Annotated in this window: 26 protein-coding genes; 16 read left to right on the plus strand and 10 right to left on the minus strand. The window is 65.6% G+C overall.

What is annotated here, in order from left to right:
• The first annotated feature begins 13 nt into the window (after positions 1-13).
• Positions 14-1,963, plus strand: a complete 1,950-nt coding sequence (locus QTH91_RS03985; RefSeq protein ID WP_286659605.1) for a S9 family peptidase — start codon at positions 14-16, stop codon at positions 1,961-1,963.
• Between the two features lies 1 nt (position 1,964).
• Here the strand turns inward: QTH91_RS03985 and argF are convergent, their stop codons facing one another.
• Positions 1,965-2,894: an ornithine carbamoyltransferase gene (gene argF / locus QTH91_RS03990; protein WP_286658728.1), complete on the minus strand. Its 930-nt coding sequence runs from the start codon at positions 2,892-2,894 to the stop codon at positions 1,965-1,967.
• A 9-nt stretch (positions 2,895-2,903) separates the two neighbouring features.
• Entirely contained in the window at positions 2,904-4,097 is a 1,194-nt protein-coding gene (locus tag QTH91_RS03995; RefSeq protein ID WP_286658729.1) for an aspartate aminotransferase family protein, read from the minus strand.
• 200 nt (positions 4,098-4,297) lie between these two features.
• Between QTH91_RS03995 and QTH91_RS04000 the strand changes: the two genes are divergently transcribed.
• Positions 4,298-4,651: a DUF3579 domain-containing protein gene (locus tag QTH91_RS04000; RefSeq protein ID WP_286658730.1), complete on the plus strand. Its 354-nt coding sequence runs from the start codon at positions 4,298-4,300 to the stop codon at positions 4,649-4,651.
• A 206-nt stretch (positions 4,652-4,857) separates the two neighbouring features.
• Here the strand turns inward: QTH91_RS04000 and rpsT are convergent, their stop codons facing one another.
• Positions 4,858-5,157, minus strand: coding sequence for a 30S ribosomal protein S20 (gene rpsT, locus QTH91_RS04005; RefSeq protein WP_286658731.1), 300 nt, complete (start codon positions 5,155-5,157; stop codon positions 4,858-4,860).
• 104 nt (positions 5,158-5,261) lie between these two features.
• Between rpsT and murJ the strand changes: the two genes are divergently transcribed.
• The 7 genes from murJ (at position 5,262) to QTH91_RS04040 (ending at position 11,668) form a co-directional block, all read left to right on the plus strand.
• The gene (gene murJ / locus QTH91_RS04010) at positions 5,262-6,827 is read left to right on the plus strand and encodes a murein biosynthesis integral membrane protein MurJ (protein ID WP_286658732.1); all 1,566 of its coding nucleotides are present in this window, start codon (positions 5,262-5,264) and stop codon (positions 6,825-6,827) included.
• A gap of 73 nt (positions 6,828-6,900) precedes the next feature.
• Positions 6,901-7,764, plus strand: coding sequence for a SirB1 family protein (locus QTH91_RS04015; protein ID WP_286658733.1), 864 nt, complete (start codon positions 6,901-6,903; stop codon positions 7,762-7,764).
• Complete coding sequence (locus tag QTH91_RS04020; RefSeq protein WP_286658734.1) at positions 7,761-8,234, plus strand: bleomycin resistance protein; 474 nt, start codon at positions 7,761-7,763, stop codon at positions 8,232-8,234. Before QTH91_RS04015 ends, QTH91_RS04020 begins: the two co-directional genes overlap by 4 nt.
• A gap of 73 nt (positions 8,235-8,307) precedes the next feature.
• Positions 8,308-8,976 (plus strand): response regulator, encoded by a 669-nt coding sequence (locus QTH91_RS04025; RefSeq protein WP_286658735.1) that lies wholly within the window; start codon positions 8,308-8,310, stop codon positions 8,974-8,976.
• Positions 8,969-10,354 carry a sensor histidine kinase gene (locus tag QTH91_RS04030; protein ID WP_286658736.1) on the plus strand — a complete coding sequence of 462 codons (1,386 nt, stop codon included), beginning with the start codon at positions 8,969-8,971 and terminating at the stop codon, positions 10,352-10,354. The genes QTH91_RS04025 and QTH91_RS04030 overlap by 8 nt, the downstream gene beginning before the upstream one ends.
• Before the next feature lie 147 nt (positions 10,355-10,501).
• Positions 10,502-11,218: a TerC family protein gene (locus QTH91_RS04035; protein ID WP_286658737.1), complete on the plus strand. Its 717-nt coding sequence runs from the start codon at positions 10,502-10,504 to the stop codon at positions 11,216-11,218.
• Positions 11,219-11,239: 21 nt separating this feature from the next.
• Positions 11,240-11,668, plus strand: coding sequence for a universal stress protein (locus tag QTH91_RS04040; RefSeq protein WP_286658738.1), 429 nt, complete (start codon positions 11,240-11,242; stop codon positions 11,666-11,668).
• Between the two features lie 10 nt (positions 11,669-11,678).
• Here the strand turns inward: QTH91_RS04040 and QTH91_RS04045 are convergent, their stop codons facing one another.
• From QTH91_RS04045 to purM, 5 genes are all read right to left on the minus strand, one after another.
• Positions 11,679-12,683: a GlxA family transcriptional regulator gene (locus QTH91_RS04045; RefSeq protein WP_286658739.1), complete on the minus strand. Its 1,005-nt coding sequence runs from the start codon at positions 12,681-12,683 to the stop codon at positions 11,679-11,681.
• Entirely contained in the window at positions 12,665-13,285 is a 621-nt protein-coding gene (locus tag QTH91_RS04050; RefSeq protein WP_286658740.1) for a DJ-1/PfpI family protein, read from the minus strand. The genes QTH91_RS04045 and QTH91_RS04050 overlap by 19 nt, the downstream gene beginning before the upstream one ends.
• Before the next feature lie 9 nt (positions 13,286-13,294).
• A complete protein-coding gene (locus QTH91_RS04055) occupies positions 13,295-13,870 on the minus strand; it encodes an isochorismatase family protein (protein WP_286658741.1) in 576 nt (191 codons plus the stop codon).
• 120 nt (positions 13,871-13,990) lie between these two features.
• Positions 13,991-15,055, minus strand: a complete 1,065-nt coding sequence (locus QTH91_RS04060; RefSeq protein ID WP_286658742.1) for an AI-2E family transporter — start codon at positions 15,053-15,055, stop codon at positions 13,991-13,993.
• Positions 15,056-15,081: 26 nt separating this feature from the next.
• On the minus strand, positions 15,082-16,122 hold the full coding sequence (purM, locus tag QTH91_RS04065) for a phosphoribosylformylglycinamidine cyclo-ligase (RefSeq protein ID WP_286658743.1): 1,041 nt from the start codon (positions 16,120-16,122) through the stop codon (positions 15,082-15,084).
• Between the two features lie 134 nt (positions 16,123-16,256).
• Here purM and hda point away from each other — a divergent pair, with 134 nt between their 5' ends.
• From hda to QTH91_RS04090, 5 genes are all read left to right on the plus strand, one after another.
• Complete coding sequence (gene hda, locus QTH91_RS04070) at positions 16,257-16,943, plus strand: DnaA regulatory inactivator Hda (RefSeq protein WP_286658744.1); 687 nt, start codon at positions 16,257-16,259, stop codon at positions 16,941-16,943.
• A 39-nt stretch (positions 16,944-16,982) separates the two neighbouring features.
• The gene (pcnB, locus tag QTH91_RS04075) at positions 16,983-18,626 is read left to right on the plus strand and encodes a polynucleotide adenylyltransferase PcnB (RefSeq protein ID WP_286658745.1); all 1,644 of its coding nucleotides are present in this window, start codon (positions 16,983-16,985) and stop codon (positions 18,624-18,626) included.
• 11 nt (positions 18,627-18,637) lie between these two features.
• Positions 18,638-19,120, plus strand: coding sequence for a 2-amino-4-hydroxy-6-hydroxymethyldihydropteridine diphosphokinase (gene folK / locus QTH91_RS04080; RefSeq protein WP_286658746.1), 483 nt, complete (start codon positions 18,638-18,640; stop codon positions 19,118-19,120).
• Positions 19,121-19,287: 167 nt separating this feature from the next.
• Positions 19,288-19,932, plus strand: coding sequence for a DUF47 domain-containing protein (locus tag QTH91_RS04085; RefSeq protein ID WP_286658747.1), 645 nt, complete (start codon positions 19,288-19,290; stop codon positions 19,930-19,932).
• 13 nt (positions 19,933-19,945) lie between these two features.
• Positions 19,946-20,956, plus strand: coding sequence for an inorganic phosphate transporter (locus QTH91_RS04090; protein WP_286658748.1), 1,011 nt, complete (start codon positions 19,946-19,948; stop codon positions 20,954-20,956).
• A 45-nt stretch (positions 20,957-21,001) separates the two neighbouring features.
• On the opposite strand, the gene QTH91_RS04095 is transcribed toward QTH91_RS04090, so the two are convergent.
• Positions 21,002-21,448: an NINE protein gene (locus tag QTH91_RS04095; protein ID WP_286658749.1), complete on the minus strand. Its 447-nt coding sequence runs from the start codon at positions 21,446-21,448 to the stop codon at positions 21,002-21,004.
• Positions 21,445-21,972, minus strand: coding sequence for a GNAT family N-acetyltransferase (locus QTH91_RS04100; protein ID WP_286658750.1), 528 nt, complete (start codon positions 21,970-21,972; stop codon positions 21,445-21,447). The genes QTH91_RS04095 and QTH91_RS04100 overlap by 4 nt, the downstream gene beginning before the upstream one ends.
• A gap of 156 nt (positions 21,973-22,128) precedes the next feature.
• Between QTH91_RS04100 and rpsP the strand changes: the two genes are divergently transcribed.
• Complete coding sequence (gene rpsP / locus QTH91_RS04105) at positions 22,129-22,392, plus strand: 30S ribosomal protein S16 (RefSeq protein ID WP_286658751.1); 264 nt, start codon at positions 22,129-22,131, stop codon at positions 22,390-22,392.
• Between the two features lie 24 nt (positions 22,393-22,416).
• Positions 22,417-22,983 carry a ribosome maturation factor RimM gene (gene rimM, locus QTH91_RS04110; protein WP_286658752.1) on the plus strand — a complete coding sequence of 189 codons (567 nt, stop codon included), beginning with the start codon at positions 22,417-22,419 and terminating at the stop codon, positions 22,981-22,983.
• The last annotated feature ends 20 nt before the right edge of the window (positions 22,984-23,003 follow it).

The following is a 23,003-nucleotide window of genomic DNA, read 5'->3' on the forward strand; positions in this document are numbered from 1 at the left end:
GCCCGTGCGATTCATGACCATGAGAGTGTTGGTCCTCGGCTTCGTGGTTGCGTTGGGTGGGTGCGCGCTGGCGCCGACCCACCCCGCCTTGCAGGACGAGGCGTTGCCGCCCTTGATTGCCGTGCGTGACTTCGTCGCCAACCTGGACGGCACCAGCGTTTACCGGATATCGCCGGACGGCAAGTCCCTGGCCTGGAAAGGCGTCGATGCCTTGAAGCCCGCCGTGTGGGTCAGGAACCTGGCCAGCGGACAGATGCGCGCCATCTCGATTCGCGCCGATGCCATCGTCTGGTCGGGCGACAGCCGCTTCCTGTTTCTTCCGGTGGATGCCACCGGGGACGAGAACACGCATGTTTTCGCGGTCGACGTGAGTCGCACCGACTCGGCGCCGTCGGACCTGACGCCATTCGCCGGCACAAAGTCAAGCATCATTCGGCGCGTCGAAGGCACCTCCGAACTGCTGGTGGCAACCAACCAGCGCGACAAGAAGGTGTTCGATCTCTACCGGATCGACGCCGCGTCGGGCAAGCGCGAGCTCGCCGCGCTCAATCCTGGCAACGTGCCCAATTGGTCGGTCGACCGGCAGGGCCGGCTTCGCACGCGTACGGTCTTCGATGGCGCCGAGCGCTATCTTCAGTTGCCCCAGGGCGACGAATGGCGCACGACGATGCGCTGGCGCTTGGACGAGGGTTGGTGGATCGTCGACCACCTGCCTGGCGGCAATTCTGCGTTGGCCATTTCCAATCGTGGCCGAGACAAGCGGGCCCTGGTGCGCATCGATCTGGAGTCCGGCCGCGAGGAAGTGATCTACGACGATCCGGACGTGGACATCGATTCGGTCCTCATCAGCCCAAATGGCGGGGTGCCGCTCATGGCGCAGTCGATGCCGGGGTATCCCAAGGCCAAGTTCTTCGACGCTGCGTTGGCGGCGCGGCTCGAGGCGCTGCGGGGCGAGGGACCTGCTTCGGTGAACGTCACCAGCATGTCGCAGGACGGGCAGGTCATGACGGTCAGCGTCGGCACCGACAAGGGGTGGAAGTACTTCCTGCTGCCCGGTGTAGGCGCCGCGCCTCAATTGCTGGGCCAGAGCAATACCGGCGGGTTTGCGTCATCGCTCTCCGCGACGCGGCCGATCACCTATGCGGCGCGGGATGGTCTGCGCATTCATGGCTACCTCACGGTGCCGGAGGGCGTTCAAGGGCGTCCGCTGCCGACCGTTCTGCTGGTCCACGGAGGTCCGTGGGGCCGGGATTCGTGGACCTATCAAGGCACGAACCGCAGCATGCAGCAGTTCCTGGCCAATCGCGGCTACGCGGTGCTGCAGGTGAACTACCGCGGCTCCAGTGGCTACGGCCGCGAGCACACCGACAAGGCGGTGGGCGAGTTCGCAGGCAGGATGCACGACGATCTGATCGACGGCGTGCGCTGGGCCGTCGCAGAGGGCGTTGCCGATCCGAAGCGCGTCGGCATCTACGGCGCAAGCTACGGCGGCTACGCAGCGCTCCTGGGCGCGACAGTCACGCCCGATGTCTTCGCTTGCGCGGTCGATGTGGTGGGCATTGCCGACCTGGCCACCTGGTATGAGGAAACGCCGCCCTATTGGGACATGGGCCTGACGTGGTGGCGGCGCTTCATCGGCGACCCGGCAGATCCGGCGCAGCGCAAAGTGTTGGACTCAAAGTCGCCCATCCACCATGTCGAGAACGTCAGGGGGCCGCTGCTGATCATGCATGGCGTGAACGATCCGCGAGTGCGATATTCCCAGTCGCAGCGCATGGTGGCCGCGCTGGAAAAGCACGGCAAGCAGGTGGAGTTCGTCACCTTCAAGGACGACGGCCACGGCAATCGCAAGTGGACCAACAACCTGGCGATGTACCGCCACACCGAGGACTTTTTCGCCCAGTGCCTGGGCGGGCGCAGCGGCGGTTTCGACTACTACCAGCTGGCCGCCTGGGCGTTCTGAATCAAAGCCTGCCCAGCAGCAGGAACTCCATCAGCGCCTTCTGGGCGTGCATGCGGTTTTCCGCCTCGTCCCAGACCACCGACTGCGGGCCGTCGATCACTTCGGCCTGCACTTCCTCGCCGCGGTGTGCGGGCAGGCAGTGCATGAACAGGGCGTCTGGCTTGGCGGCGCGCATCATCTCTTCGTCCACGCACCAGTCGGCGAAAGCCTTGCGGCGTGCCTCGTTCTCGGCTTCGTAGCCCATGCTGGTCCAGACGTCGGTGGTGACGAGGTCCGCGCCGCGGCAGGCTTCCATCGGGTCCTTGAAGACCTTGTAGCTGTCGCTTGACCGAATGCCGGCCACGTCCTGGTCGACCTCGTAGCCGCTTGGCGTGCTCACGTGGACCGTGAAGCCCAGGATCTCTGCCGCCTGAAGCCACGTGTTGGCCATGTTGTTGCCGTCGCCCACCCACGCGACCGTCTTGCCCTTGATCGAGCCGCGATGCTCGATGTAGGTGAAGATGTCCGCCACGATCTGGCAGGGGTGGAACTCGTTGGTCAGGCCATTGATGACGGGCACGCGCGAGTGCGCGGCGAACGATTCGATCTTGGTCTGCTCGAAGGTGCGGATCATCACCAGGTCGACCATGCGGCTGATCACCTTGGCCGAATCCTCGATGGGCTCTGCCCGGCCCAGCTGGCTGTCGCCCGTGGTCAGGTGCACCACCGAGCCGCCCAACTGGTACATGCCGGCCTCGAAGCTGACCCGCGTGCGGGTGGATGCCTTCTCGAAGATCATGGCCAGCGTGCGATCGACCAGCGGCTGGTGCTTTTCATAGGCCTTGAACTTGCGCTTGATGATGGCCGCGCGCTCGAACAGGTAGGCGTATTCGTCCGCCGTGAAGTCGGAGAACTGCAGGTAGTGGCGGATGGAGGGGGCGCTGGTGCTCATGACCGCAATTTAAGCCAGAAAGCGCTTGATGATCGGCACGAGGATGGCCACGATCTCGTCCGCCTCGGCCTGCGTGAGGATCAGCGGCGGCACCAGGCGGATCACGCTGTCGGCCGTGACCGAGAGCAGCAGGCCGGCCTCGCACGCCTGGTTGAGGATCACGCCGCAGGGGCGGTCGAGCTCGATGCCGAGCATCAGGCCCTGGCCGCGCACTTCCTTCACGCCGGCCACGCCTTCGAGTTCATGCTGCAGCGTGCTCTTGAGATGGGCGCCGACCTTCTCCGCGTTGTCGAGCAGGTTGTGCTCTTCCATGATGCGGATGGTCTCGATGCCTGCGCGCATCGCCAGCGGGTTGCCGCCGAAGGTGGTGCCGTGGTTGCCGGGCCCGAAGATGTGGGCGGCCCGGGGGCCGGCCACCACGGCGCCGATGGGCATGCCGGAGCCCAGGCCCTTGGCCAGCGGCATCACGTCGGGCACGATGCCGGCCCACTGGTGCGCGAACCACTTGCCCGTGCGGCCCATGCCGCACTGGACTTCGTCGATCATCATCAGCCAGTCGCGCTCGTTGCACAGCTGGCGCACCTGCCGCAGGTATTCCCAGCGCATCGGGTGGATCCCGCCTTCGCCCTGGATGGTCTCGAAGAACACGGCCACGACGTTGGGGTTGCCTTCGGTGGCCTTCTTCAAGGCCTCGATGTCGTTGAGCGGGACGCGGATGAAGCCTTCCACCAGCGGACCGAATCCGGCCTGCACCTTCGGATTGCCGGTCGCCGACAGGGTGGCGATGCTGCGGCCGTGGAAGGCGGCTTCGTAGACGACGATCTCGGGCCGCTCGATGCCCTTGTCATGGCCGAACTTGCGCGCCAGCTTGAGGGCCGCTTCGTTCGCTTCAAGGCCCGTGCAGCAGAAGAAGGCGTTGGTCATGCCGGACAGATCGACCAGCTTGGCCGCCAGCGTTTCCTGGCCGGGCACGTGGTAGTAGTTGGAGCTGTGGATCAGCTTGGCCACCTGATCCTGCAGCGCCGGCACGAGTTCGGGGTGGTTGTGGCCCAGCGTGTTGACGGCAATGCCGCCCAACCCGTCGAGGTAGACCTTGCCCGTGGTGTCCCACACGCGGCAGCCTTGGCCGTGCGTCAGCGCGATCGGCAGGCGGCCGTAGGTGTTCATGACGTGGGGCGAAGTGGGCTGGGCGGTGTCGCTCATGCGGGGCTCCATTCAGGGCTTGGGATAACGGAATATGAAGGCAAATTCTAGGCGCCGGGCCCGCGTCGTTCCGTGACGATTGCGCATTACAGCAATGAGGCAGCCGGCGACCCGCGGCAATGCCCTTGCGCAGCGGCGCATCCCTGGCGCGCGGGTAGAATCCTTGTGCGCCGCAGCAAGGCTGCAGCTCCCCCCTCAACATGGTTTCTCCCAGCGCCAAAGAAGTCTTCATTCAAGGCATCACGCAAGATGGCCGGACCTTCCGTCCCAGCGACTGGGCCGAACGGCTGGCGGGCGTGATGTGCTCCTTCCGCCCAGGCGGGGCCCAGCCAGGCAGCCACCTGAGCTATTCCCCCTGGTGCGTGCCCACGGTGATCAACGGCATCAAGTGTGTGGTGGTCAATCGCGCGTTGCGCGACTACGAACCCATGGCGTGGGATTTCGTGCTCAACTTCGCGCGCGACAACAACCTTCAGGTGGCCGAGGCCTGCCTCGTGCCCGATGCCGCACAGCCCGCCGGCGCCGCCGGCGCACCGGCCCAGAAGACCAAGTAGCCGCCGCTGAGCCCAGTTCGGCCCGGGCGTGCTTTCGCGACGCACACACTATCGCGTTTGATGAAAGCACCGGCGATCTCGCCAAACAATCGCCCATGAAAAAAGCCGCCCGAAGGCGGCTTTTTCGTTTTCTTTGCTGCAGCGCACCCCGTTCAAACGGCGGACTGGCGAGCCAGTCCGGGCGGGTGTTGCCTGGAAGTTGAGCTTCAGGCGGCGGCTTGAGCCAGGGTCTTGACCTTGGCAGCCAGGCGGCTCTTGTCGCGAGCAGCCTTGTTCTTGTGGAAGATGCCCTTGTCGGCGATCGTGTCCACGATGCTCTGCGCCTTGGCGAAGAGTTCTTGAGCCTTCGTCTTGTCGCCGGCCACGACGGCCTTTTCGACGTTCTTGACGGCGGTGCGGTACTTGGAGCGCAGCGAGGAGTTCGCGGCGTTGAGCTTGACGTCCTGGCGGGCGCGCTTGCGGCCCGACGCCAGGCGTGGGTTCTTTTTCTTCGGCTTAGTGGCCATGGTGATCTGATCCTTGTGTTTGAGGATGTTGCAGCAAAGCCTTCTATTATAGGGCAAACCGCATTTCCGGGCGCTGGTGACCTGCGCTCCCCTACACTCGGGCGGTGTCTTTGCTCAAGTCCGCCTCCACCGTCTCGCTCCTGACCCTTGCCTCGCGCATCACCGGGTTGATCCGCGACGTTCTCATGGCATCGGTGTTCGGCGTGAGCGCCCTGACCGACGCCTTCAACGTCGCCTTCCGCATTCCCAACCTGTTTCGCCGCGTATTCGGCGAAGGCGCTTTCAGTCAGGCGTTCGTGCCAGTTCTGGCTGCCCGCAAGGCCGAGGAGGGCGAGAGCGGTGCGAGGGTGCTGATCGATCACGTCGCGACGTTGCTGACCTGGGCGGTGGTGCTGCTCTCCGTGGCCGGCGTGATCGCGGCGCCGCTGCTGGTGTGGGCGATGGCCAGCGGCCTGAAGCAGACCGACCACGGCTTCGATGCCGCTGTCGTCATGACGCGCTGGATGTTTCCTTACATCGGCTTCATGTCGCTGGTGGCGCTCGCCGGCGGCGTGCTCAACACCTGGAAGAAGTTCGCGGTGCCGGCCGCGTCGCCGGTGTTGCTCAACCTGTGCCTGATCGGCTCCATCGTGTTGGGGGCGCCTGCATTTCGGCGCATGGGCATCGAGCCCATCTACGCCCAGTGCGTCGGCGTCATGCTGGGCGGGATCTTGCAACTGGCGCTGCAATTGCCGGCCTTGCGTCGCCTGGGATTGCTGCCTCGCATCGGCGCCAGCCTGAGCGCGGTGCGCGCGGCCTGGGCGGATCCGACCACCCGCAAGGTCGCCAGCCTGATGTTGCCCGCCTTGCTGGGCGTCAGCGTGGCGCAGTTGTCTTTGCTCATCAACACGCAGATCGCGTCTCACCTGGCGCCGGGAAGCGTCACGTGGGTCACGAATGCAGATCGGCTGATGGAATTTCCTACAGCGCTGCTTGGGGTGGCTCTGGGCGTGGTGCTGATGCCGCAATTGGCGGGCGCTCGCGCCAAGGGCGACGACGCTCGCTATTCGCAATTGCTCGACTGGGGCCTGCGCCTGGTGGTGCTGCTTTCCGTGCCGGCGGCGGTGGCCCTGCTGGTGTTTGCCGGGCCATTGGTCGCCGTGCTTTTTCACTACGGCCAGTACCAGGCGAGCGACGTTGCTCGCACAACGGCAGCGCTGCTGGGTTACGGCGTGGGTTTGCTGGGCATCGTGGCCATCAAGGTTCTGGCGCCCGGTTACTACGCCAAGCACGACATGCGAACGCCGGTGCGAATCGCCGTGTGCGTTCTGATCCTGACCCAGGTGCTCAACTTTTTCCTGGTGCCGCACCTGCAGCACGCAGCGTTGACGCTGTCCATCGGAATCGGTGCGCTGGTCAATTCGCTGTGGCTCCTGTTCGGCCTGTTGCGCGCGAAGCTGTTCCGTCCTTTGGCGGGCTGGCCGATGTTCATCGCTCGGGTACTGCTGGCTTCCTTGGCGCTGGGCGCCTTGCTCTATTGGGGGGCGCATCATTTCGATTGGGTGGCCTTGCGCGCCCGGCCCCTGTCGCGCATAGGCCTGTTGGCGGCGCTTCTGGTCGGCGCGGCCGTGAGCTATTTCGGTGTGTTGCTGGCCACCGGGATGAATCTTCGGCGGATGCTGCGCCAGTAGCGGCGCACCGTGGCGGCGCTTGTCAATGCCCGCTGCGCCTTGACGCCCCCGGTCGGCTCCACTAAAAAGCCTCATGTCTCTGAGTATTTCTGCGCCGACCGCACTCGAGTATTTCGGCATGCTCGTCCAAAGCGACGAGCAGTTTCCCCTGCTGGAGGCCGCCGCCAGCCTGGCGCAAGATGAATACCCCGACCTGGATGTTCAACAGGTGCTCGGCGATGTGGATCAGTTGCTCGCCCGCCTGCGCCGACGACTTGCCGCAGATGCGGCGCCGCTGCAGCGCCTGCGGGTGCTCAACCAGTTCTTCTTTCACGACCTGAGTTTTGGCGGCAACGTCAACGACTACTACGACCCCGACAACAGCTATCTGAATGCGGTGCTTCGTACCCGGCGCGGGATTCCCATTTCGCTGGCGGTGCTGTGGCTGGAGTTGGCGCAGGGGCTGAACCTGCATGCCTGCGGCGTGAGCTTTCCGGGGCATTTCATGATCAAGGTGACCATGCCCAAGGGCCAGGTCGTGCTCGACCCCTTCACCGGTCATTCGCTGTCGCGCGAAGAGCTGGTCGAGCGCCTGGAACCGTACAAGCGTAGCCACGGGTTGGTGGGCGAGTTCGACGTCCCGCTGGGCATCTACCTCCAGCCAGCCACGCCGCGCGAGATCATCGCCCGCATGCTGCGCAATCTCAAGGAAGTGCATCAGTCGCAGGAAGACTGGCCGCGCGCGATCGCGGTGCAGAACAGGCTGGTGGTGCTGATGCCGCAGGCGTGGGCGGAATACCGCGACCGCGGTCTGGCCCACGCCGCCCAAGGCAGCACGGCCCAGGCCCTGCGCGACCTCGAAACCTACATGGCTCATGCCGAGGATGCGCTCGATGTCGAGGTGATCGGCGAGCGTTGTGCGGCGCTTCGGCGCGCAGCGCGCCGAGGCGCTCCATGAGCGATCCTGCCGACCCGAGCGGTCCGGGCCATGCCGATCCGGGCGCCCTTGCGTCGCCTCAAGGAGTGACTCCGGACCTGGGCACGCGCCACCAGTTCCATGGTGTCCAGCCGGTCCTTCCGGTGGCCGATGTCACTCGTGCCGCCCGCTATTTCTGCGACGTGCTGGGATTCGAGATCGACTTCATCGCCGGCGAACCACCGAGCTACGCCCGCGTCAAGAAGGGTACCGATCGGCGGCACGGCGACCCGGTCTACATCCGCCTCTGGCAGTGCCGCAGCGGCGGTGCATCGGGCTGGAAAGGCGAGATCGTGATCCATGTGGGCCGCGATGTGGACGGCCTGCACAACGCCTACGTCAGCCGAGGTGTGACGGTGGTGGAAGCCCCGACCTCGCAACCCTGGGGGCTGCGCGAATTTGCCATCCGGGAGCCGGACGGACATCTGTTGCGCTTTTGCGGCTATCTCTAGGCGTTGCCCGGGATCGGGCCGGGCCCGCTGCAACTCCAGCAATTGTGGGCCGGTTGTGAACTAGCATCCCGTCATGAGAATTCTTGTGGTCGAGGATGACAAGGTGCTTGCCGACGTGCTTTCGCGGGCACTGAGCCAGGCCGCCCATGCGGTCGATCTGGCCGCCACCGGAGAAGAGGCCGATGGCGCGCTGGCGGCGGCCACCTACGACCTCGCCATCCTGGACATCGGCCTGCCGGGCCTGAGCGGCCTGGACGTGCTGCGTCGCCTGCGCGAGCGACGCTCCACCATGCCGGTGTTGATCCTCACTGCGTTTGACCGCCTCGAGGACCGTGTACGAGGCCTGGACCTGGGCGCCGACGACTACCTGGCCAAGCCTTTCGACCTGCCGGAGCTGGAAGCACGCGTGCGTGCGCTGCTGCGGCGCGGCAGCAATTCGACCCCTTGGCTGGAGCACGGTGCGCTGCGCTTCGACACGGTGGGCCGGCGCGTCTTTCATGACGGCAAGCCGCTGGAGCTTTCTCCTCGCGAACTGGCGGTGCTCGAACTGCTGCTCATGCGCGAAGGCCGCGTGGTCAGCAAGGAACAGATGGTCAATCATCTCTACGGGTGGGCCGACGAAGTCGGTGACAACGCGATCGAGGTGCATGTGTATCGGCTGCGCAGGAAGCTGGAGCCGCTGGGCTGCGAGATCCGCACCGTGCGCGGCATGGGCTATCTGATGGAACGCGCCGATGCATAAACCCGAGCCGCGGCTGCAGCGAAAGCTGCTGGTGCTGCTGCTCGTTCCGCTGCTCGCGCTGCTGGCCCTGGATGCCGCCGCGGCCTGGTGGACATCGGTGCGCCTGGCCAACTTGGCCTATGACCGCTCCCTGCATGAGATCGCGCGAGAGATCGTGCTGCACGTGCGTGTCGAAGACGGCCGGCCTCGCCTGGATCTGTCGCAAGGCGCGGCCGACGTGCTGCTGCGCGATCCGCAGGACCGCCTGAGCTTCAGGCTGGCCGCGGAGGACGGCACCGTGCTGGGCGGCGACCCCGACATCGTTCCTGCGCTGCTCGCGCCGGGGGCGCCCCCGCGCTACTTCGGCGACCAACTTCATGACGAGCCGGTGCGCTTTGTCGAAGCGTGGATGCCGGCCTCGGAGCGCGCCGCGTCGCCTCGCGTGCTGATTCAGGTGGCCGAGACGCTCAACAAGCGCAACACCCTGGCCTGGGAAATGCTGCTGAGCATCGTGGCGCCGCAGTTGCTGCTGATCCTCATCGCCACGTTCATCGTCTGGTTCGGCGTCAAGCGCGGGCTCGCGCCGCTGGCGCGTTTGCGCCGCGCCGTCTCGGATCGCTCGCATCTCGACCTCAGCCCACTGGCCACCGACAACGTGCCGGGGGAGGTTCGCCCGTTGGTCGACGAAGTGAACGACCTGATGTCGCGCCTGGGCCGCACCTTCGAGTTCCAGAACCGTTTCGTGGCCGATGCGGCCCATCAGCTCAAGACGCCCGTGAGCGGCCTGAAGGCGCAGATCGAGCTGGCCTTGCGCGAGTCGGATCCTGAACGCCTGCGACATGCCATCGCCCAGCTCTACGTGAGCGCGGACCGGCTATCGAGACTGGTGCGCCAGCTGCTCTCGCTGGCCCGCAACGAGCCGGGCGCCCTCGATGCGGTACAGCTGCAGCCGCTCGATTTGGATGCATTTGCGCTGCAGGTGGGCATGGACTGGGTGCCGCAGGCCATCCGCCGGGGCATCGACCTGGGCTTCGAGGGCGTGCGCCGGCCGATGATGATTGCCGCCGAGCCCGACCGCTTGCGCGAACTCATCAACAACCTGATCGACAACGCCATCCGGTACAGCGAACGCGACGGCCGGGTGACGGTCCGCGTGAGCGAGACCGACGCCGACCACGTGCAACTGGCGATCAGCGATGACGGACCGGCGATTCCCGTGGTGGAGCGAGCCCGCGTTTTCGAGCGTTTCCACCGACTGCTGGGAACGCCCGAAGATGGGTCCGGCCTGGGCCTGGCGATCGCCAGCGAAATCGCCACCTTGCACAAGGCGCGAATCACCCTGGAGGAGGACAGCGACGGGGTGGGCAACACGTTCAGCGTGATCTTTCCGAAGGCTTGAGGGCGAGCGCTGTCAGCTGGCTGACAGCTTGGCATCAGTTTCCTGACAGCCCAACGCCAGAAGCCTGACAGGCCAGCTCTCTAGGCTCGGGGTTGAAGCGCGGCCGCAGTGGCCGCGCGTTTTTTTCCCTGCCTAGGAGACAACCCCATGGAAATGCTGGCCAGTACCGAGTTCTGGGTCGCGCTGTCGCAGATCATTCTGATCAACATCGTCTTGTCGGGCGACAACGCGGTCGTCATCGCGCTGGCCTGCCGCTCCCTGCCGCCTCAGCAGCAGAAGAAGGCGATCATCTTCGGGAGCGTCGGCGCCATCGTGTTGCGCGTGGTGCTGACCTTCTTTGCCGTCTACCTGCTGTCGCTGCCCTATCTCAAGCTCATCGGCGCTGCGCTCTTGCTGTGGATCGGCGTCGGCCTGCTCAAGGGCGACGGAGACGACGACGAGATGGAAGGGCACACCGGCCTGGCCGCTGCCATCAAGACGATCATCATTGCCGACCTGGTCATGAGCCTGGACAACGTCATCGGCGTGGCCGCGGCTGCCAAGGGCAACGTGCCTCTGCTCGTCATCGGCCTGGTCGTCAGCATTCCGCTCATCATCTTCGGCAGCCAGATCATCCTGAAGCTGATGGACCGCTTCCCGATCATCGTCACTGCCGGCGCTGCGCTTTTGGGTTGGGTGGCCGGTGAAATGGCCCTGACCGATCCGTCGGTGGTTGGCTGGATGGAAACGCATCACTTCATGCACAACGTGCTGCCGCCGACCGGTGCCGTGCTGGTGGTTGCGGTGGGCTTGTGGCTTGCCAAGCGTGCGGCGCGGCAGGCTGCCGCGTCCCGCACGGAGTCTGCGGCGGTGGACGCGGCCTGATCGCGGCAACGGCTGTGTGTCATGCGTCAGATCCTGATTCCGATCGATGAGGGCGAGCCGGCGCGCACCCGCAGCGCCGTCGCCCAGGCGATCCGCATCTATCGCTCAGAGCCGGTCCAGCTTCGGCTTGTGAACGTGCAGCCTCAGTTGAACGGGCACGTGGCGATGTATTTCGGCGTCGAGGAGCTGCGCCGGCTGCAGCAAGAGGCCGGTCGTGATGCACTGGCCACCGCGCAGGACATGCTCGACGATGCCGGCATTCCCTATGCCAGCACCGTGCTCACAGGCCGAAGCGCGGAAGTGATCGCCGAGGCGGCGCGCAGGTTCTGCTGCGACCGGATCGTGTTCGGCGAACCCGAGGCCAGCCTGGCGGGCCGGATGTTCGGCTCGCTGGCCGAGCAAGTGCGTCAACTGCTGCCCACGCACTGGTACCAAGTGCTGGGGTCCTGATCCGGCGCTTTCAGTCGGTCGTGGGCCGCAGGGCTCGTGGTGAGCCGCCAGGACCGAAGCGCTGCCAGGCACGTCTGAGCTGAGTGTCTGAACTGAAACCGGCAAGCTGGGCGGCACGCGTGACGCTGGCGCCGCCACGCAGCGCCACTTGCGCGCTGGCCAGGCGCAGCTGGCGCAGGTAGGCCAGTGGCGCCACACCCGCATGCTCCAGGAAGAGTCGTGTCAGGTGCCGTGGTGAAGCGTGAGCGAGCTCGGCCATTCGAGCCACGTTCCAGTCTTCGTCCGGCCGCTCGCTCACCGCGTCCTGCACGCGATGCAAGGCTGGATGCAGGTGATGGCGGAAAGCCAGGAACGGCGAGAGTTCCGGATCGTTCGGCCCCCGCCGCTGGGCAACGACCAGTCCCTGCGCCACCCGAGCGGCCAGTGCCGGGCCGCAGACCTCGCCGATGCGGTGCAGGATGAGATCGATCCCCGTCGTCACGCCGGCGCTGCTGTAGACCGGTGGGTCGAGCACGAAGACCCGGTTCGACACCACGTCGCAACGCGCGTCGGCGTTTCGAAGTTCGTCCAGATGGTGGTGATGGGTGGTCGCGCGCTTTCCGGTGAGCAAGCCGGCTTGCGCCGCCAGCAGCGCGCCCGCGCAGACGCAGATCAACTCGAGTTGACCTGTCGCCAGCCTCAGGCTTTGCAGCCAGCCGTTGAGCCTCTGGGCCGCCTCGCTGCGCACGTCGATGGTCTTGCCGGGCAGGCCGACCAACACGACCCATGCCGGGCCACGGGTCGCGAGATCTACTGGCAGTGGCGACAGGCCGCTCAACTGCACCCCGACGGATGTGGCCATCGAAGCGCTGGGGCCGACGAATTCGAGCTGGAAGCATTCAGGCTGGCCGTTGGCGGCCAGGATCTGGTTGGCCATGCGCAAGGCTTCGGCCGGGCCGGCCCAATCGAGCGCGAGGCTGTGCGGCAGCAGGGCGAAGACGACGCGATAGGGGCGCGTCATTGGTTCTCGGTCCATGCGTAATCCATCTGGCGCGCGGTTGCCAGGGCGAGAGAGCGGCCGGCGAGCAACTCGACGAGATGCAGGCTCATGTCGATGCCGGCGCTGATGCCGGCGGAGGTGAGCAGGCGTTCGCCCGGATCATTGGCAACCCAGCGCGGCCCTTCAAGAACATCCAGTGCGGGAAAGCGCGCCCTCAGGTCGGCGACATCCTCCCAGTGCGTGGTGGCCTGCCCCTCGCGCAGGACTTTGCTGGCTGCCAGCAGAAAGGCGCCGGTGCACACGGAAGCGATGCGTTGGGCACGGCTTGCCTGCGTGGCGATCCATTGGCGCGTCGCGTCGTCAGCGCAGGCATCGTCGACCACGCCGCCAGGAATGACGAGCACGTCGGCCTGTGGTGCGTCCGCGAAGCGATAGTCGACCTGCAGCTTCAGCCCGGCGCGGGCCTGAACGAACGCATCGGCCGCGACGCTCCTGACGTCGAACAGCGGGGTCGCGTCGTTGGCGCGTCGACGTGAGTTCACCCGGCTGGCCGTGGTGAAGACCTCGAAGGGCCCGGCGAAATCCAGCGCCTCGACCCCGTCGAAGGCGAGGATCAGCACACGCAAGGTGGCAGGCATGCGACGGCTTCAGTGGTTGCCGGCGGCATCGGTCGCCCGCGCCAATGCCTGTTCGGCGGTGCACAGCGTCACGAAGCGGCCGCTGAGCACGGTGGCGGTGCGCGCCTTGATCGCCTCGGCGGAAAGCGGAGCGCCATCCGGCTGCTGCATGTCGAAGGTGAGGGTGGCGTCGGCGACGAAGTCGATCGACCACCCCAGGTCGCTGGCGTGACGGGCAGTGGTTTCGCAGCACTGCTCGGTACGGATGCCGCTGATGATCAGCCGGCCGATGCCGCGCTGCGTGAGCCAGACATCGAGCCCGGTGCCGACCAGAGCGCTGTGACGGCGCTTGTACACGGTGGTGTCAGCGTCGAAGTCCGCCAGGCCTTCGATAGGGCGGACGTGGCCGGAGGCCAGGGCAAAAGGATTGGACGCCTGCTCCGGGCCGTCCGCGTGGAAAACGCGCGCCATCGGCATCCCGACGGCACGGGCGCCTTCGATCAGTGCATTCTGTGCAGCCAGCCAGGCGGGCATGTCCCGCTCGGTGAAGAAGGGGCGATGGCGAAACGACTCTTGTGCATCGATCACTATGAGACAGGTGTTCATGTCCGGGCGGCATCGGCCGTTCAATGGGGAAGGCATTGATTTTGTGCCCTTCAAGCGGGATCGATCCATTCTCTGGCGGACCAGATTCGATCAGATCAGGACATGAATGCCGGCAGGCGCCTAGACCAGCCGGGCGGCCTGCAACTCTTTTTTCAGGTAGGCGTAGAACAGGGGCGCTGCCACCAGTCCCGCAGGCCCGAAGATGGCCTCGGCCGCGAACATGGCGGCCAGCAGTTCCCAGACGGCCATCTGCGTGCGGCTGCCCACCACTTTGGCGTTGATGAAATATTCGGCCTTGTGGATCAGGATCAGGAAGGCCAGGCATGCCAGGGCGGTCAGCGGTGAGACGGAGAGGCCCACCACCGTGATGACGCCGTTGCAGATCAGGTTGCCCACGATCGGCACCAGGCCGGCCACGAAGGTGAGCGTGATCAGTGCTGGCGTATAGGGCAGGTGAATGTCCCACTGCGGCAGCACGAACAGGAGAAATACGGCGGTCAGCGCGCAATTGAAGGCGGCGATCCAGAACTGGGCGGCAACGATTTGCCGGAAGGCCTCGCCGAACAGGGTGATGCGCTCGCGCATGGCCTGCGTCAGCGGACCCGAGCCGGCGGGGCGCCGGCTGTTGGCGGCCAGCGCGCCCACGATCAGGCCCACGTAGCCGAAGAGCAGGGCATTGAGCCAGGCGCGGCCGGCCAAGGCCAGGGCGCCGGCCTGTTCACGCAGGTACTTGGCCACCACCAATTGCAGATCGTCCGAACCGGCCGGCAGGTAGATGGCGATTTCAGGCGGCAGCTTCAGGCGCAACTCCAGGACCGTGCGGGCCGTGTAGTCCAGCAGTTCGCGGTATTGGGCCGGGGCATCAAGCAGCAGCTCGCGCGATTGGCTGAGCGTTCCGGTGAGTATGGCCACAGGCGCGAGCGCAACCAGTGTCGCGCCCACCGTCTGCATCAGCGAGCGCATGCGCTGCGGCGGAAGCTGACGCCGCAGGCCGATGCGGTGCGCTCCGGCCAGCGTCCAGCGCGTGAACCACCGTACGCTCAGGAATCCAACGCAGACCGCCAGCAAAGCCACCAGCAGGTGCACGTGCAGAACCAGCAAGAGTCCCGCACCCATGAGTGCATAGCTGGCCATCTGCACCGGGCGCGGAACGGCCGCGCCGGCGACACGGGGTGGGCTTTCCATCGGCAGCCGGTCGGGCGAGGAGGAGTTCAGCCGACGACCACCGCGGCGCCTTCGCCGCGCGCGGCGATCACGCCGATCTGATGCACGGTCTCGCCGGCTTCACGCAAGGCGGCTGCGCATGCGGCCGCTTGCTCGGCCGCGATGACCACGACCATGCCGATGCCGTTGTTGAAGGTGCGGTTCATCTCGATGTCGTCGATGCCGGCCACCTTCTGCAGCCACGCGAACAGCTCGGTCTGGGGCCAGCTGCCCTTCTTGAGATGGGCCGCAGTGCCTTCGGGAAGCACGCGGGGGATGTTCTCGAGCAAGCCGCCGCCGGTGATGTGCGCCAGGGCCTTGATCGGATGCGCCGCCAATGCTGCCAGCACCGGCTTGACGTACAGGCGAGTCGGCGCCATCACGGCTTCGCGGAACGGCTTGCCGTCCAGCGCGGCGGGCAGGTCGGCGCCCGCGCGCTCGATCACCTTGCGCACCAGCGAAAAGCCGTTGGAATGGACCCCGTTGGAGGCCAGGCCCAGCACTACGTCGCCCGGCTTGACGTCGGCGCCGCTCAGGATCTTCGATTTCTCGACCGCGCCGACGCAAAAGCCCGCCAGGTCGTACTCGCCGGCCGGATACATGCCAGGCATCTCGGCCGTCTCGCCGCCGATGAGCGCGCAGCCGGAGAACTCGCAGCCGCGCGCAATGCCGCCGACGACCGCGGCTGCGGTCTCGACGTCGAGCTTGCCGCAGGCGAAGTAGTCCAGGAAGAACAGCGGCTCGGCGCCTTGCACCAGCACATCGTTGACGCTCATGCCCACCAGGTCGATGCCCACCGTGTCGTGCATGTTCCATTCGAAGGCCAGCTTGAGCTTGGTGCCGACGCCGTCCGTGCCGGAAACCAGCACCGGCTCCTTGTAGCGCTTGGGTACCTCGAAGAGGGCGCCGAAGCCGCCGATGCCGGCCAGGACGCCTTCGCGCATGGTGCGCTTGGCCAGGGGCTTGATGCGGTCGACCAGCGCGTCTCCCGCGTCGATGTCGACGCCGGCGTCCTTGTAGCTAAGGGGTGCAGGAGTGGCGGAGGTCATGGTGGGATCTTGGCGGGAAAGGACAGGAGGGAAGAGGGTTGCACCAGGTCGAATGAGGAGGCATGCGAGCTGGGCCGATAGAATTCCGCACGATTTTAAGGGCCAGCCATGGCCCTGCCCCGAACCCCCATCGCATGAAGCAGCTCGCGCTCGACATCGGCTTGGCCACGGGTCCGACGCTCGAAGGCTACTTCGCGGGACCGAACGAAGCCGCCGTCAGTCACCTCCAACTCTGGCTCGGCAGCGGCGACACGGTCGCCGTGCACTCGCCCGTGCCCACTTACCTTTGGGGAGACAGCGGCTGCGGCAAGACGCATCTGCTCGAAGCGGTGCGCGGCACCTTGACCGCGCAGGGTGGGCGGGTGGGGTGGCTGCATGCGGGCCTGCACGACCCGCCGCCTTTCAACGAAATCTGGGACGCGGTGGTGATGGACGACGTGGAGCGCTACAACGCTGTTCAGCAGCATGCGGCCTTCAACTGGTTTGTCAATGCGCAGAGCCTGCAGCGCGGGGTGATCGCTGCCGGCAGCCTGCCACCGGCGCATCTGGGACTGCGCGAGGACCTGAGGACCCGACTTGGCTGGGGACATGTCTTTGCCTTGCAGGTGCTGGGCGAAGACGAGCGAAGGGCGGTGCTGCGCCAGGCGGCCGACGACCGCGGCCTCATGCTGACGGACGAAGTGCTCAACTACATGCTGCATCGCTTCAGCCGGGATCTCGCCAGCCTGATGGAGCTGCTGCGCGAACTCGACGGCTACGCGCTGCGCACGCAGCGTGCCATCACGATCCCGCTGATCCGGGCAATGCTCGAGAATGAATGACCTGGCGCGGGCCTATGCCCGTTCCTACACAACAACACAATGATCAAGAAACTCATCGACAAGCTGCTGGGCAAGTCCGGCACCGCGAGCGGCAGCAAGAGCCGCTTCGGCAAGCGCCAGGAACATTCGGTCGAAGTCCATGGCATCGACCCGGCCCTGGTGGACGAGCGCGCCAAGAACGTGGTGAGCACGCTGCAGGACGCCGGCTTCGAGGCCTACGTCGTGGGCGGCGCGGTGCGCGACCTCCTGTTGGGTCTGCGACCCAAGGACTTCGACGTGGCCACCAACGCCACGCCGGAGCAGGTCAAGCAGCTTTTCCGTCGCGCCTTCATCATCGGGCGGCGTTTTCGCATCGTGCACGTGGTTTATGGCCGCGGGCGCGAGCATGAAGTCATCGAAGTCTCGACGTTCCGCGCCTACATGGACAACGCGGCCGCAGGCCAGGTGACGGGCAACGAGCGCACCAGCAAGGGTGAACTGGCCGCCATGAAGCATGCGGTGGATGCCAGCGGACGCGTGTTGCGCGACAACGTCTGGGGCCCGCAGGAAGAAGATGCCGCCCGACGCGACTTCAGCGTCAATGCCATGTACTACGACCCGCAGCGCCAGATCGTCGTCGACTATCACAACGGCATCAAGGATGCGAAAAAGCGCGTGCTGCGCATGATCGGCGATCCGGCCACCCGCTATCGCGAAGATCCGGTGCGCATCATCCGCGCCGTTCGGTTCTCGGCCAAGTTGGCGGCGCGCGGCTTCACGCTCGAGCCCAAGACGGCCGCGCCCCTGGTCGAGATGAGCCGACTGCTCGCCGACGTGCCGCAAAGCCGGCTGTTCGACGAGATGCTCAAGCTTCTGCAGACCGGCCATGCGGCTGCGACGATCGCCCAATTGCGCTTCCTCGGTCTGCAGCGGGGCATCTATCCCTTGCTCGACGTTGTGGTGGAGCGGGCTGACCAGCCGTTCGTGAAGGCAGCCCTGGCTGACACCGACCGCCGCGTCAGCGAGGGCAAGACCGTCGCGCCCAGCTTCCTGCTGGCCTGCGTGCTGTGGAACGACGTGCGCGAAGGCTGGGCGCGTCGCACGGAAGGCCGCAACGGCCAGCGCGGCATGGCGCCGTTCCCAGCGCTGCAGGATGCCATCGACGAAGTGTTCAACGCGCGAATCGGCGATGTGTCCGGCCGAGGCAAGCTCGGCACCGACATGCGCGAGATCTGGATGATGCAGCCGCGCTTCGACAAGCGAAGCGGAGCCACGCCGTACAGCCTGGTGGAACAAGCGCGCTTCCGCGCCGCATTCGATTTCATGCGCCTGCGCGCCGACATTGGCGAAGTGAGCGAGGCCATTGCCGAGTGGTGGCAGGAGTTCAGCACGGCGGACGATGTCCGTCGGCAAGATCTGCTCGACCAGGTACGGGACGAGCAGCAAAAAGGCAAGCGGGTGCACACGCGCGCGCCACGGCGTGGAGATGGCGGGTCCAATCAGAAGGGACGTGCGTCTGATACCGGCGAATCCGATTCGGCCGGACCGGAGTCCGGCGATGACCCGTCCCAGGATGGCGACGATGCAAGCGCGGACGAGTCAGCTTCCACCAGCGCGCCCCGAAAGCGGCGGCGCCGCCGCAAGCCGCGCACCGGTGGTGCTGGTGGCGCCGGCGGTGCGGCGGGCGCGTCGTCCGGCGAATAGCCGCACTTGGCATGACCGGAAGCGGCACCGGCCCGGCGACGCGTGCCGCGTTCGTGGCGATCGGAGCAAACCTGGGGGACGCGTGCCGGGCCGTGGAAGATGCCATCGCGGCGTTGGACAACATTACGGCCTCCAGCGTCGCTGCTCGCTCATCCCTTTACCGCAGCGCGCCCGTCGACGCGAAGGGGCCCGATTTCATCAATGCCGTCGTCGAACTGAAAACGGCTCTGGAGCCTTTGGCCCTCCTGGAGCAACTGCAGGCCATCGAGCAGCGCGCCGGGCGCGAACGCCCCTACCGCAATGCACCGCGCACGCTTGATCTCGACCTGCTCGACATGGAAGGGGTGGCTCTGGATACACAGCGGCTTACCCTGCCGCATCCGCGCATGAATCAGCGCGCTTTTGTCCTTTTGCCGCTGGCGGAGATCGCGCCGGAGCGGGTGAGCGCAGACCAGCTCCAGGCAGTGGCCGGGCAACAGATTGAACGGCTGTGAATGCCGCTTCGAAAAACCGAATCGGACAGGCTGTCGCGAGATTTGCCTAAAATCCGCACCTTCGTCGTTTTTGTCACATAACTGACACGCGACTGTCACGCTTGGGCCGTACCTGGCCTGCGTCTGCATCCCACACGCCTACACCTTCAAAAAAGGGAGCTCGATTCATGTTCGGCAAGCTGATGCCCCGCGAGGGCAATTTCTTCGAGATGTTCAACCAGCATGCCGAGCGCATCGTCGAGGCCAGCCGCGCCTTCGAACAACTGGTGGCGCATTACAACGACCTGCATCTGCGCGAGCAGTACAACCGCGATGTCGACAATGCCGAGCGCGCGGCTGACCGCGTGACGCACGACGTCAATCGCTTGTTGCACAAGACGTTCATCACGCCGATTGACCGGGAGCAGATCCACAAGCTCATCAACACGATGGACGATGTGGCAGACCTGATCCAGGACTCGGCCGAGACCATGGCGCTGTACGACGTTCGCCACATGACCGAGGAGATCACCCGCCTGACCACGCTGTGTGTCAAGTGCTGCGAGCGCGTCAAGGACGCGGTCAAGTACCTGGGCAAGATCACCGATCCGGCCACGGCCGAGGCGACGCTCAAGGCCTGCGAGGAGATCGATCGCCTGGAGTCCGACGCGGATCGCGTCATGCGCAGCGCCATGAGCAAGCTGTTTCGCGAAGAGCCGGACGTGCGAGAGGTCATCAAGCTCAAGGCCATCTACGAGCTGCTCGAGACCATCACCGACAAGTGCGAGGACGTCGCCAACGTGATCGAGGGCATCGTCCTCGAGAACTCCTGATCGGGCCCGCGCCATGACGACCATGCAGGCGAGCCTGTGGATGGTGATCGTGCTCGTCGGGTTGGCGATCGCGTTCGACTTCATGAACGGCTTCCACGACGCGGCGAATTCCATCGCAACGGTGGTGTCGACCGGGGTGCTCAAACCCTTTCAGGCGGTGGCTTTTGCCGCCTTCTTCAACCTCCTGGCCATCGGTGTGTTCCACCTGAGCGTGGCCGCGACCGTGGGCAAGGGCATTGTCGAGCCCGGTGTCGTGGATGTGCACGTGGTGTTCGGGGCGCTCATCGGAGCAATCACCTGGAACCTGTTGACGTGGTACTACGGCATTCCCAGCAGTTCCTCGCATGCGCTGATTGGCGGCATCGTCGGTGCGGTGATGGCCAAGGCCGGCTCGAGCGTGCTCGTGGCAGGCGGCATTCTCAAGACGGTGGCCTTCATCTTTGTGTCGCCTTTGCTGGGCTTCCTGCTTGGCGCCTTGATGATGGTGCTGGTCGCTTGGGTGTTCCGTCATGCCACGCCTTCGCGCATCGACAAGTGGTTCCGACGACTGCAGCTGGTTTCGGCCGGTGCCTACAGTCTCGGCCACGGCGGCAACGACGCGCAGAAGACCATCGGCATCATCTGGATGCTGTTGATCGCCACGGGCTACAGCTCGCCCACCGACGCTTCGCCGCCGGTTTGGACCATCGTCTCGTGCTACGTGGCCATCGCGCTCGGAACCATGTTCGGTGGCTGGCGCATCGTCAAGACCATGGGGCAGAAGATCACCAAGCTCAAGCCTGTGGGCGGGTTCTGTGCCGAGACCGGTGGGGCGCTGACGCTGTTCTTCGCGACGTTCCTGGGGATTCCGGTGTCGACCACGCACACGATCACCGGCGCCATCGTCGGCGTGGGCGCCAGTCAGCGCATGAGCGCGGTGCGCTGGGGTGTGGCGGGCAACATTGTCTGGGCGTGGATCTTCACCATTCCCGCGTCGGCCTTCGTGGCGGCCATCGCCTACTGGATCAGCCTGAGCCTCTTCTGAGTCGAAGCCGACATGCGCGCCGCCAGCAAGCCGCGCCCATCGCGTTCACTGCGAGATTTGGCGGCCCAGTTCCACCTGGTGTTCGAAGTAGCGCTGGAAGCTGAAGGCAATGCTGGCCATCAGCACCGTGGCGCCGATCATCAGCGCCAGAGCCACTGCGCCGATGGTCAGCCAGCCCGTCGCCCCAGCCGCCGCATCGATCGGCGCATGAGGGTTGAAGCGGGTGTTCCACTTTTCCGGCGTCATCAGGCCGTAGACGATTGCCGTCAGCGCGCAGGCGGCAACGGTGAAGCCGAGAAACGGAATCAGGATCCAGCTCGCGCCGTCGTCCATGCCGAATTCGCGCGCGCGCTCGATCCCGTAGAAGCCCAGGGCAGTGGGAATCGGGAGCAGCCAGCCGATCGTGTCGCCCGGTCCCTTGAGGTAGAAGCGATGCAGGCCCAGCGGCCCGCCCAGAAAGGCCAGCCAGGCCGCGACAGTCTTGTTCTTCATTCGGGGTGCGTGTTGCTGCCTTCGCCAATGGCTTTTTCCATCAGCACGATGTCGAGCCAGCGACCGAACTTCCATCCGCAGTTGCGGATCGCCCCCGCATCGCTGAAGCCAAGCTTGCGATGGACACCGATGGAGCCTGCATTGGCGGAATCGCCGATCACTGCGATCAGCTTGCGCACGCCGGCGGCTTCGGCCTCGAGCTCCAGCGCCTTCAGGAGTGCAATGCCAAGACCTTGCCCGCGCATTGCGTCATCCACGTAGATCGAATCCTCGGCCGAAAAGCGATAGGCCGGCCGCGGCTTGAACCAGTTGCAATACGCAAAGCCGACCACGCGACCTTCCGATTCGGCCACGAGATAAGGCAGGCCGCGGGAGAGCACGTCGGCTCGGCGGGCCGCCATGTCGGTCACGCTGGGCGGTTCTGTTTCGAAGGTGCCGGTACCGTGCAGGACGTGATGGGCATAGATGGCGGCAATGGCAGGCACATCGCTGTCTTGGCTGGGCCGAATGGTGATTTCTGGCATGTCTGGGCAGTGTCGAGCTATAATCGCGGGCTTTTCTAGCGTGCGCTGGCCGGGTGGCCACGTCGCGTGTCTCAACGCTGGAAGGAAAACTCGCCGGATCAGAGGGCAGCATTTCAAAAATGAAGGCGGCCCGCCGGTACCACCCAAGGATAATTCATGGTCGTCATTCGACTTTCCCGCGGCGGCTCCAAGGGCCGTCCTTTCTTCAACATCGTCGTTTCGGACAAGCGTGAGCGCCGTGACGGCCGCTTCATCGAGCGTCTGGGCTTCTACAACCCTGGCGCCCGTGGCGCCGAGGAAAGCATCCGCATCGCCCAGGACCGCCTGGCTTACTGGAAGAGCGTTGGCGCACAAGCTTCCCCGACCGTCGTTCGCCTGATCAAGCAAGCTGCCGCCGCAGCACCCCAAGCTGCCGCCTGAGGCGGTACGCGCTTTCCATCGGTCATGTTGCCCGGCCTCGAAGCCGCCGAATTGCCGGCGGACGCCATCGAAGTCGGACGCATTGCCGATGCGTGGGGCATCAAGGGCTGGTTCAAGGTCTTGCCCCACAGCGCCCAACCCGAGGCGCTTTTTTCTTCCAAGCGCTGGTTCCTGATGCCGCCCGGTGCGGCTGACGGTGCTGGCGCTTTTCGCTTGCCGATCCGAGAGGCCAAGGAGCACTCCGATTGCGTCGTTGCCGCCTCGCCCGAGGTGCCCGATCGCAATGCCGCCGAGGCGCTTCGCGGATCGCGCGTATTCGTGCCGCGTTCGAGCTTCCCTTCCGTCGGCGAAGACGAGTACTACTGGGTCGATCTGATCGGACTGTCTGTCGTCAACCGCGAAGGTGTTGTGCTCGGCATCGTGCGTGAACTGCTGGCTACTGGCCCGCAGACGACGCTGGTCATCGAGCACGAAGCCACTGAGGCTGGTGCCAAGCCGATCGAGCGCATGGTGCCTTTCGTCGCGGCTTTCGTGGACGAGGTCGACCTTCCAGGGCGCCTGATCCGCGTCGACTGGCAGCCCGACTATTGAGCCCTGGTGCCCGCCGCCGG

The sequence above is a fragment of the Variovorax dokdonensis genome (assembly GCF_030316895.1).
Classification (GTDB): Bacteria; Pseudomonadota; Gammaproteobacteria; order Burkholderiales; family Burkholderiaceae_C; genus Variovorax; species Variovorax dokdonensis.

Coding starts and splice junctions, on each gene's coding strand:
- QTH91_RS03985 (WP_286659605.1), top strand. CDS start 14: ATGACCATGAGAGTGTTGGTCCTCGGCTTCGTGGTTGCGTTGGGTGGG.
- argF (WP_286658728.1), bottom strand. CDS start 2,894: ATGAGCACCAGCGCCCCCTCCATCCGCCACTACCTGCAGTTCTCCGAC.
- QTH91_RS03995 (WP_286658729.1), bottom strand. CDS start 4,097: ATGAGCGACACCGCCCAGCCCACTTCGCCCCACGTCATGAACACCTAC.
- QTH91_RS04000 (WP_286658730.1), top strand. CDS start 4,298: ATGGTTTCTCCCAGCGCCAAAGAAGTCTTCATTCAAGGCATCACGCAA.
- rpsT (WP_286658731.1), bottom strand. CDS start 5,157: ATGGCCACTAAGCCGAAGAAAAAGAACCCACGCCTGGCGTCGGGCCGC.
- QTH91_RS04015 (WP_286658733.1), top strand. CDS start 6,901: ATGTCTCTGAGTATTTCTGCGCCGACCGCACTCGAGTATTTCGGCATG.
- QTH91_RS04020 (WP_286658734.1), top strand. CDS start 7,761: ATGAGCGATCCTGCCGACCCGAGCGGTCCGGGCCATGCCGATCCGGGC.
- QTH91_RS04025 (WP_286658735.1), top strand. CDS start 8,308: ATGAGAATTCTTGTGGTCGAGGATGACAAGGTGCTTGCCGACGTGCTT.
- QTH91_RS04030 (WP_286658736.1), top strand. CDS start 8,969: ATGCATAAACCCGAGCCGCGGCTGCAGCGAAAGCTGCTGGTGCTGCTG.
- QTH91_RS04035 (WP_286658737.1), top strand. CDS start 10,502: ATGGAAATGCTGGCCAGTACCGAGTTCTGGGTCGCGCTGTCGCAGATC.
- QTH91_RS04040 (WP_286658738.1), top strand. CDS start 11,240: ATGCGTCAGATCCTGATTCCGATCGATGAGGGCGAGCCGGCGCGCACC.
- QTH91_RS04045 (WP_286658739.1), bottom strand. CDS start 12,683: ATGGACCGAGAACCAATGACGCGCCCCTATCGCGTCGTCTTCGCCCTG.
- QTH91_RS04050 (WP_286658740.1), bottom strand. CDS start 13,285: ATGCCTGCCACCTTGCGTGTGCTGATCCTCGCCTTCGACGGGGTCGAG.
- QTH91_RS04055 (WP_286658741.1), bottom strand. CDS start 13,870: ATGAACACCTGTCTCATAGTGATCGATGCACAAGAGTCGTTTCGCCAT.
- QTH91_RS04060 (WP_286658742.1), bottom strand. CDS start 15,055: ATGGAAAGCCCACCCCGTGTCGCCGGCGCGGCCGTTCCGCGCCCGGTG.
- purM (WP_286658743.1), bottom strand. CDS start 16,122: ATGACCTCCGCCACTCCTGCACCCCTTAGCTACAAGGACGCCGGCGTC.
- hda (WP_286658744.1), top strand. CDS start 16,257: ATGAAGCAGCTCGCGCTCGACATCGGCTTGGCCACGGGTCCGACGCTC.
- pcnB (WP_286658745.1), top strand. CDS start 16,983: ATGATCAAGAAACTCATCGACAAGCTGCTGGGCAAGTCCGGCACCGCG.
- folK (WP_286658746.1), top strand. CDS start 18,638: ATGACCGGAAGCGGCACCGGCCCGGCGACGCGTGCCGCGTTCGTGGCG.
- QTH91_RS04085 (WP_286658747.1), top strand. CDS start 19,288: ATGTTCGGCAAGCTGATGCCCCGCGAGGGCAATTTCTTCGAGATGTTC.
- QTH91_RS04090 (WP_286658748.1), top strand. CDS start 19,946: ATGACGACCATGCAGGCGAGCCTGTGGATGGTGATCGTGCTCGTCGGG.
- QTH91_RS04095 (WP_286658749.1), bottom strand. CDS start 21,448: ATGAAGAACAAGACTGTCGCGGCCTGGCTGGCCTTTCTGGGCGGGCCG.
- QTH91_RS04100 (WP_286658750.1), bottom strand. CDS start 21,972: ATGCCAGAAATCACCATTCGGCCCAGCCAAGACAGCGATGTGCCTGCC.
- rpsP (WP_286658751.1), top strand. CDS start 22,129: ATGGTCGTCATTCGACTTTCCCGCGGCGGCTCCAAGGGCCGTCCTTTC.
- rimM (WP_286658752.1), top strand. CDS start 22,417: ATGTTGCCCGGCCTCGAAGCCGCCGAATTGCCGGCGGACGCCATCGAA.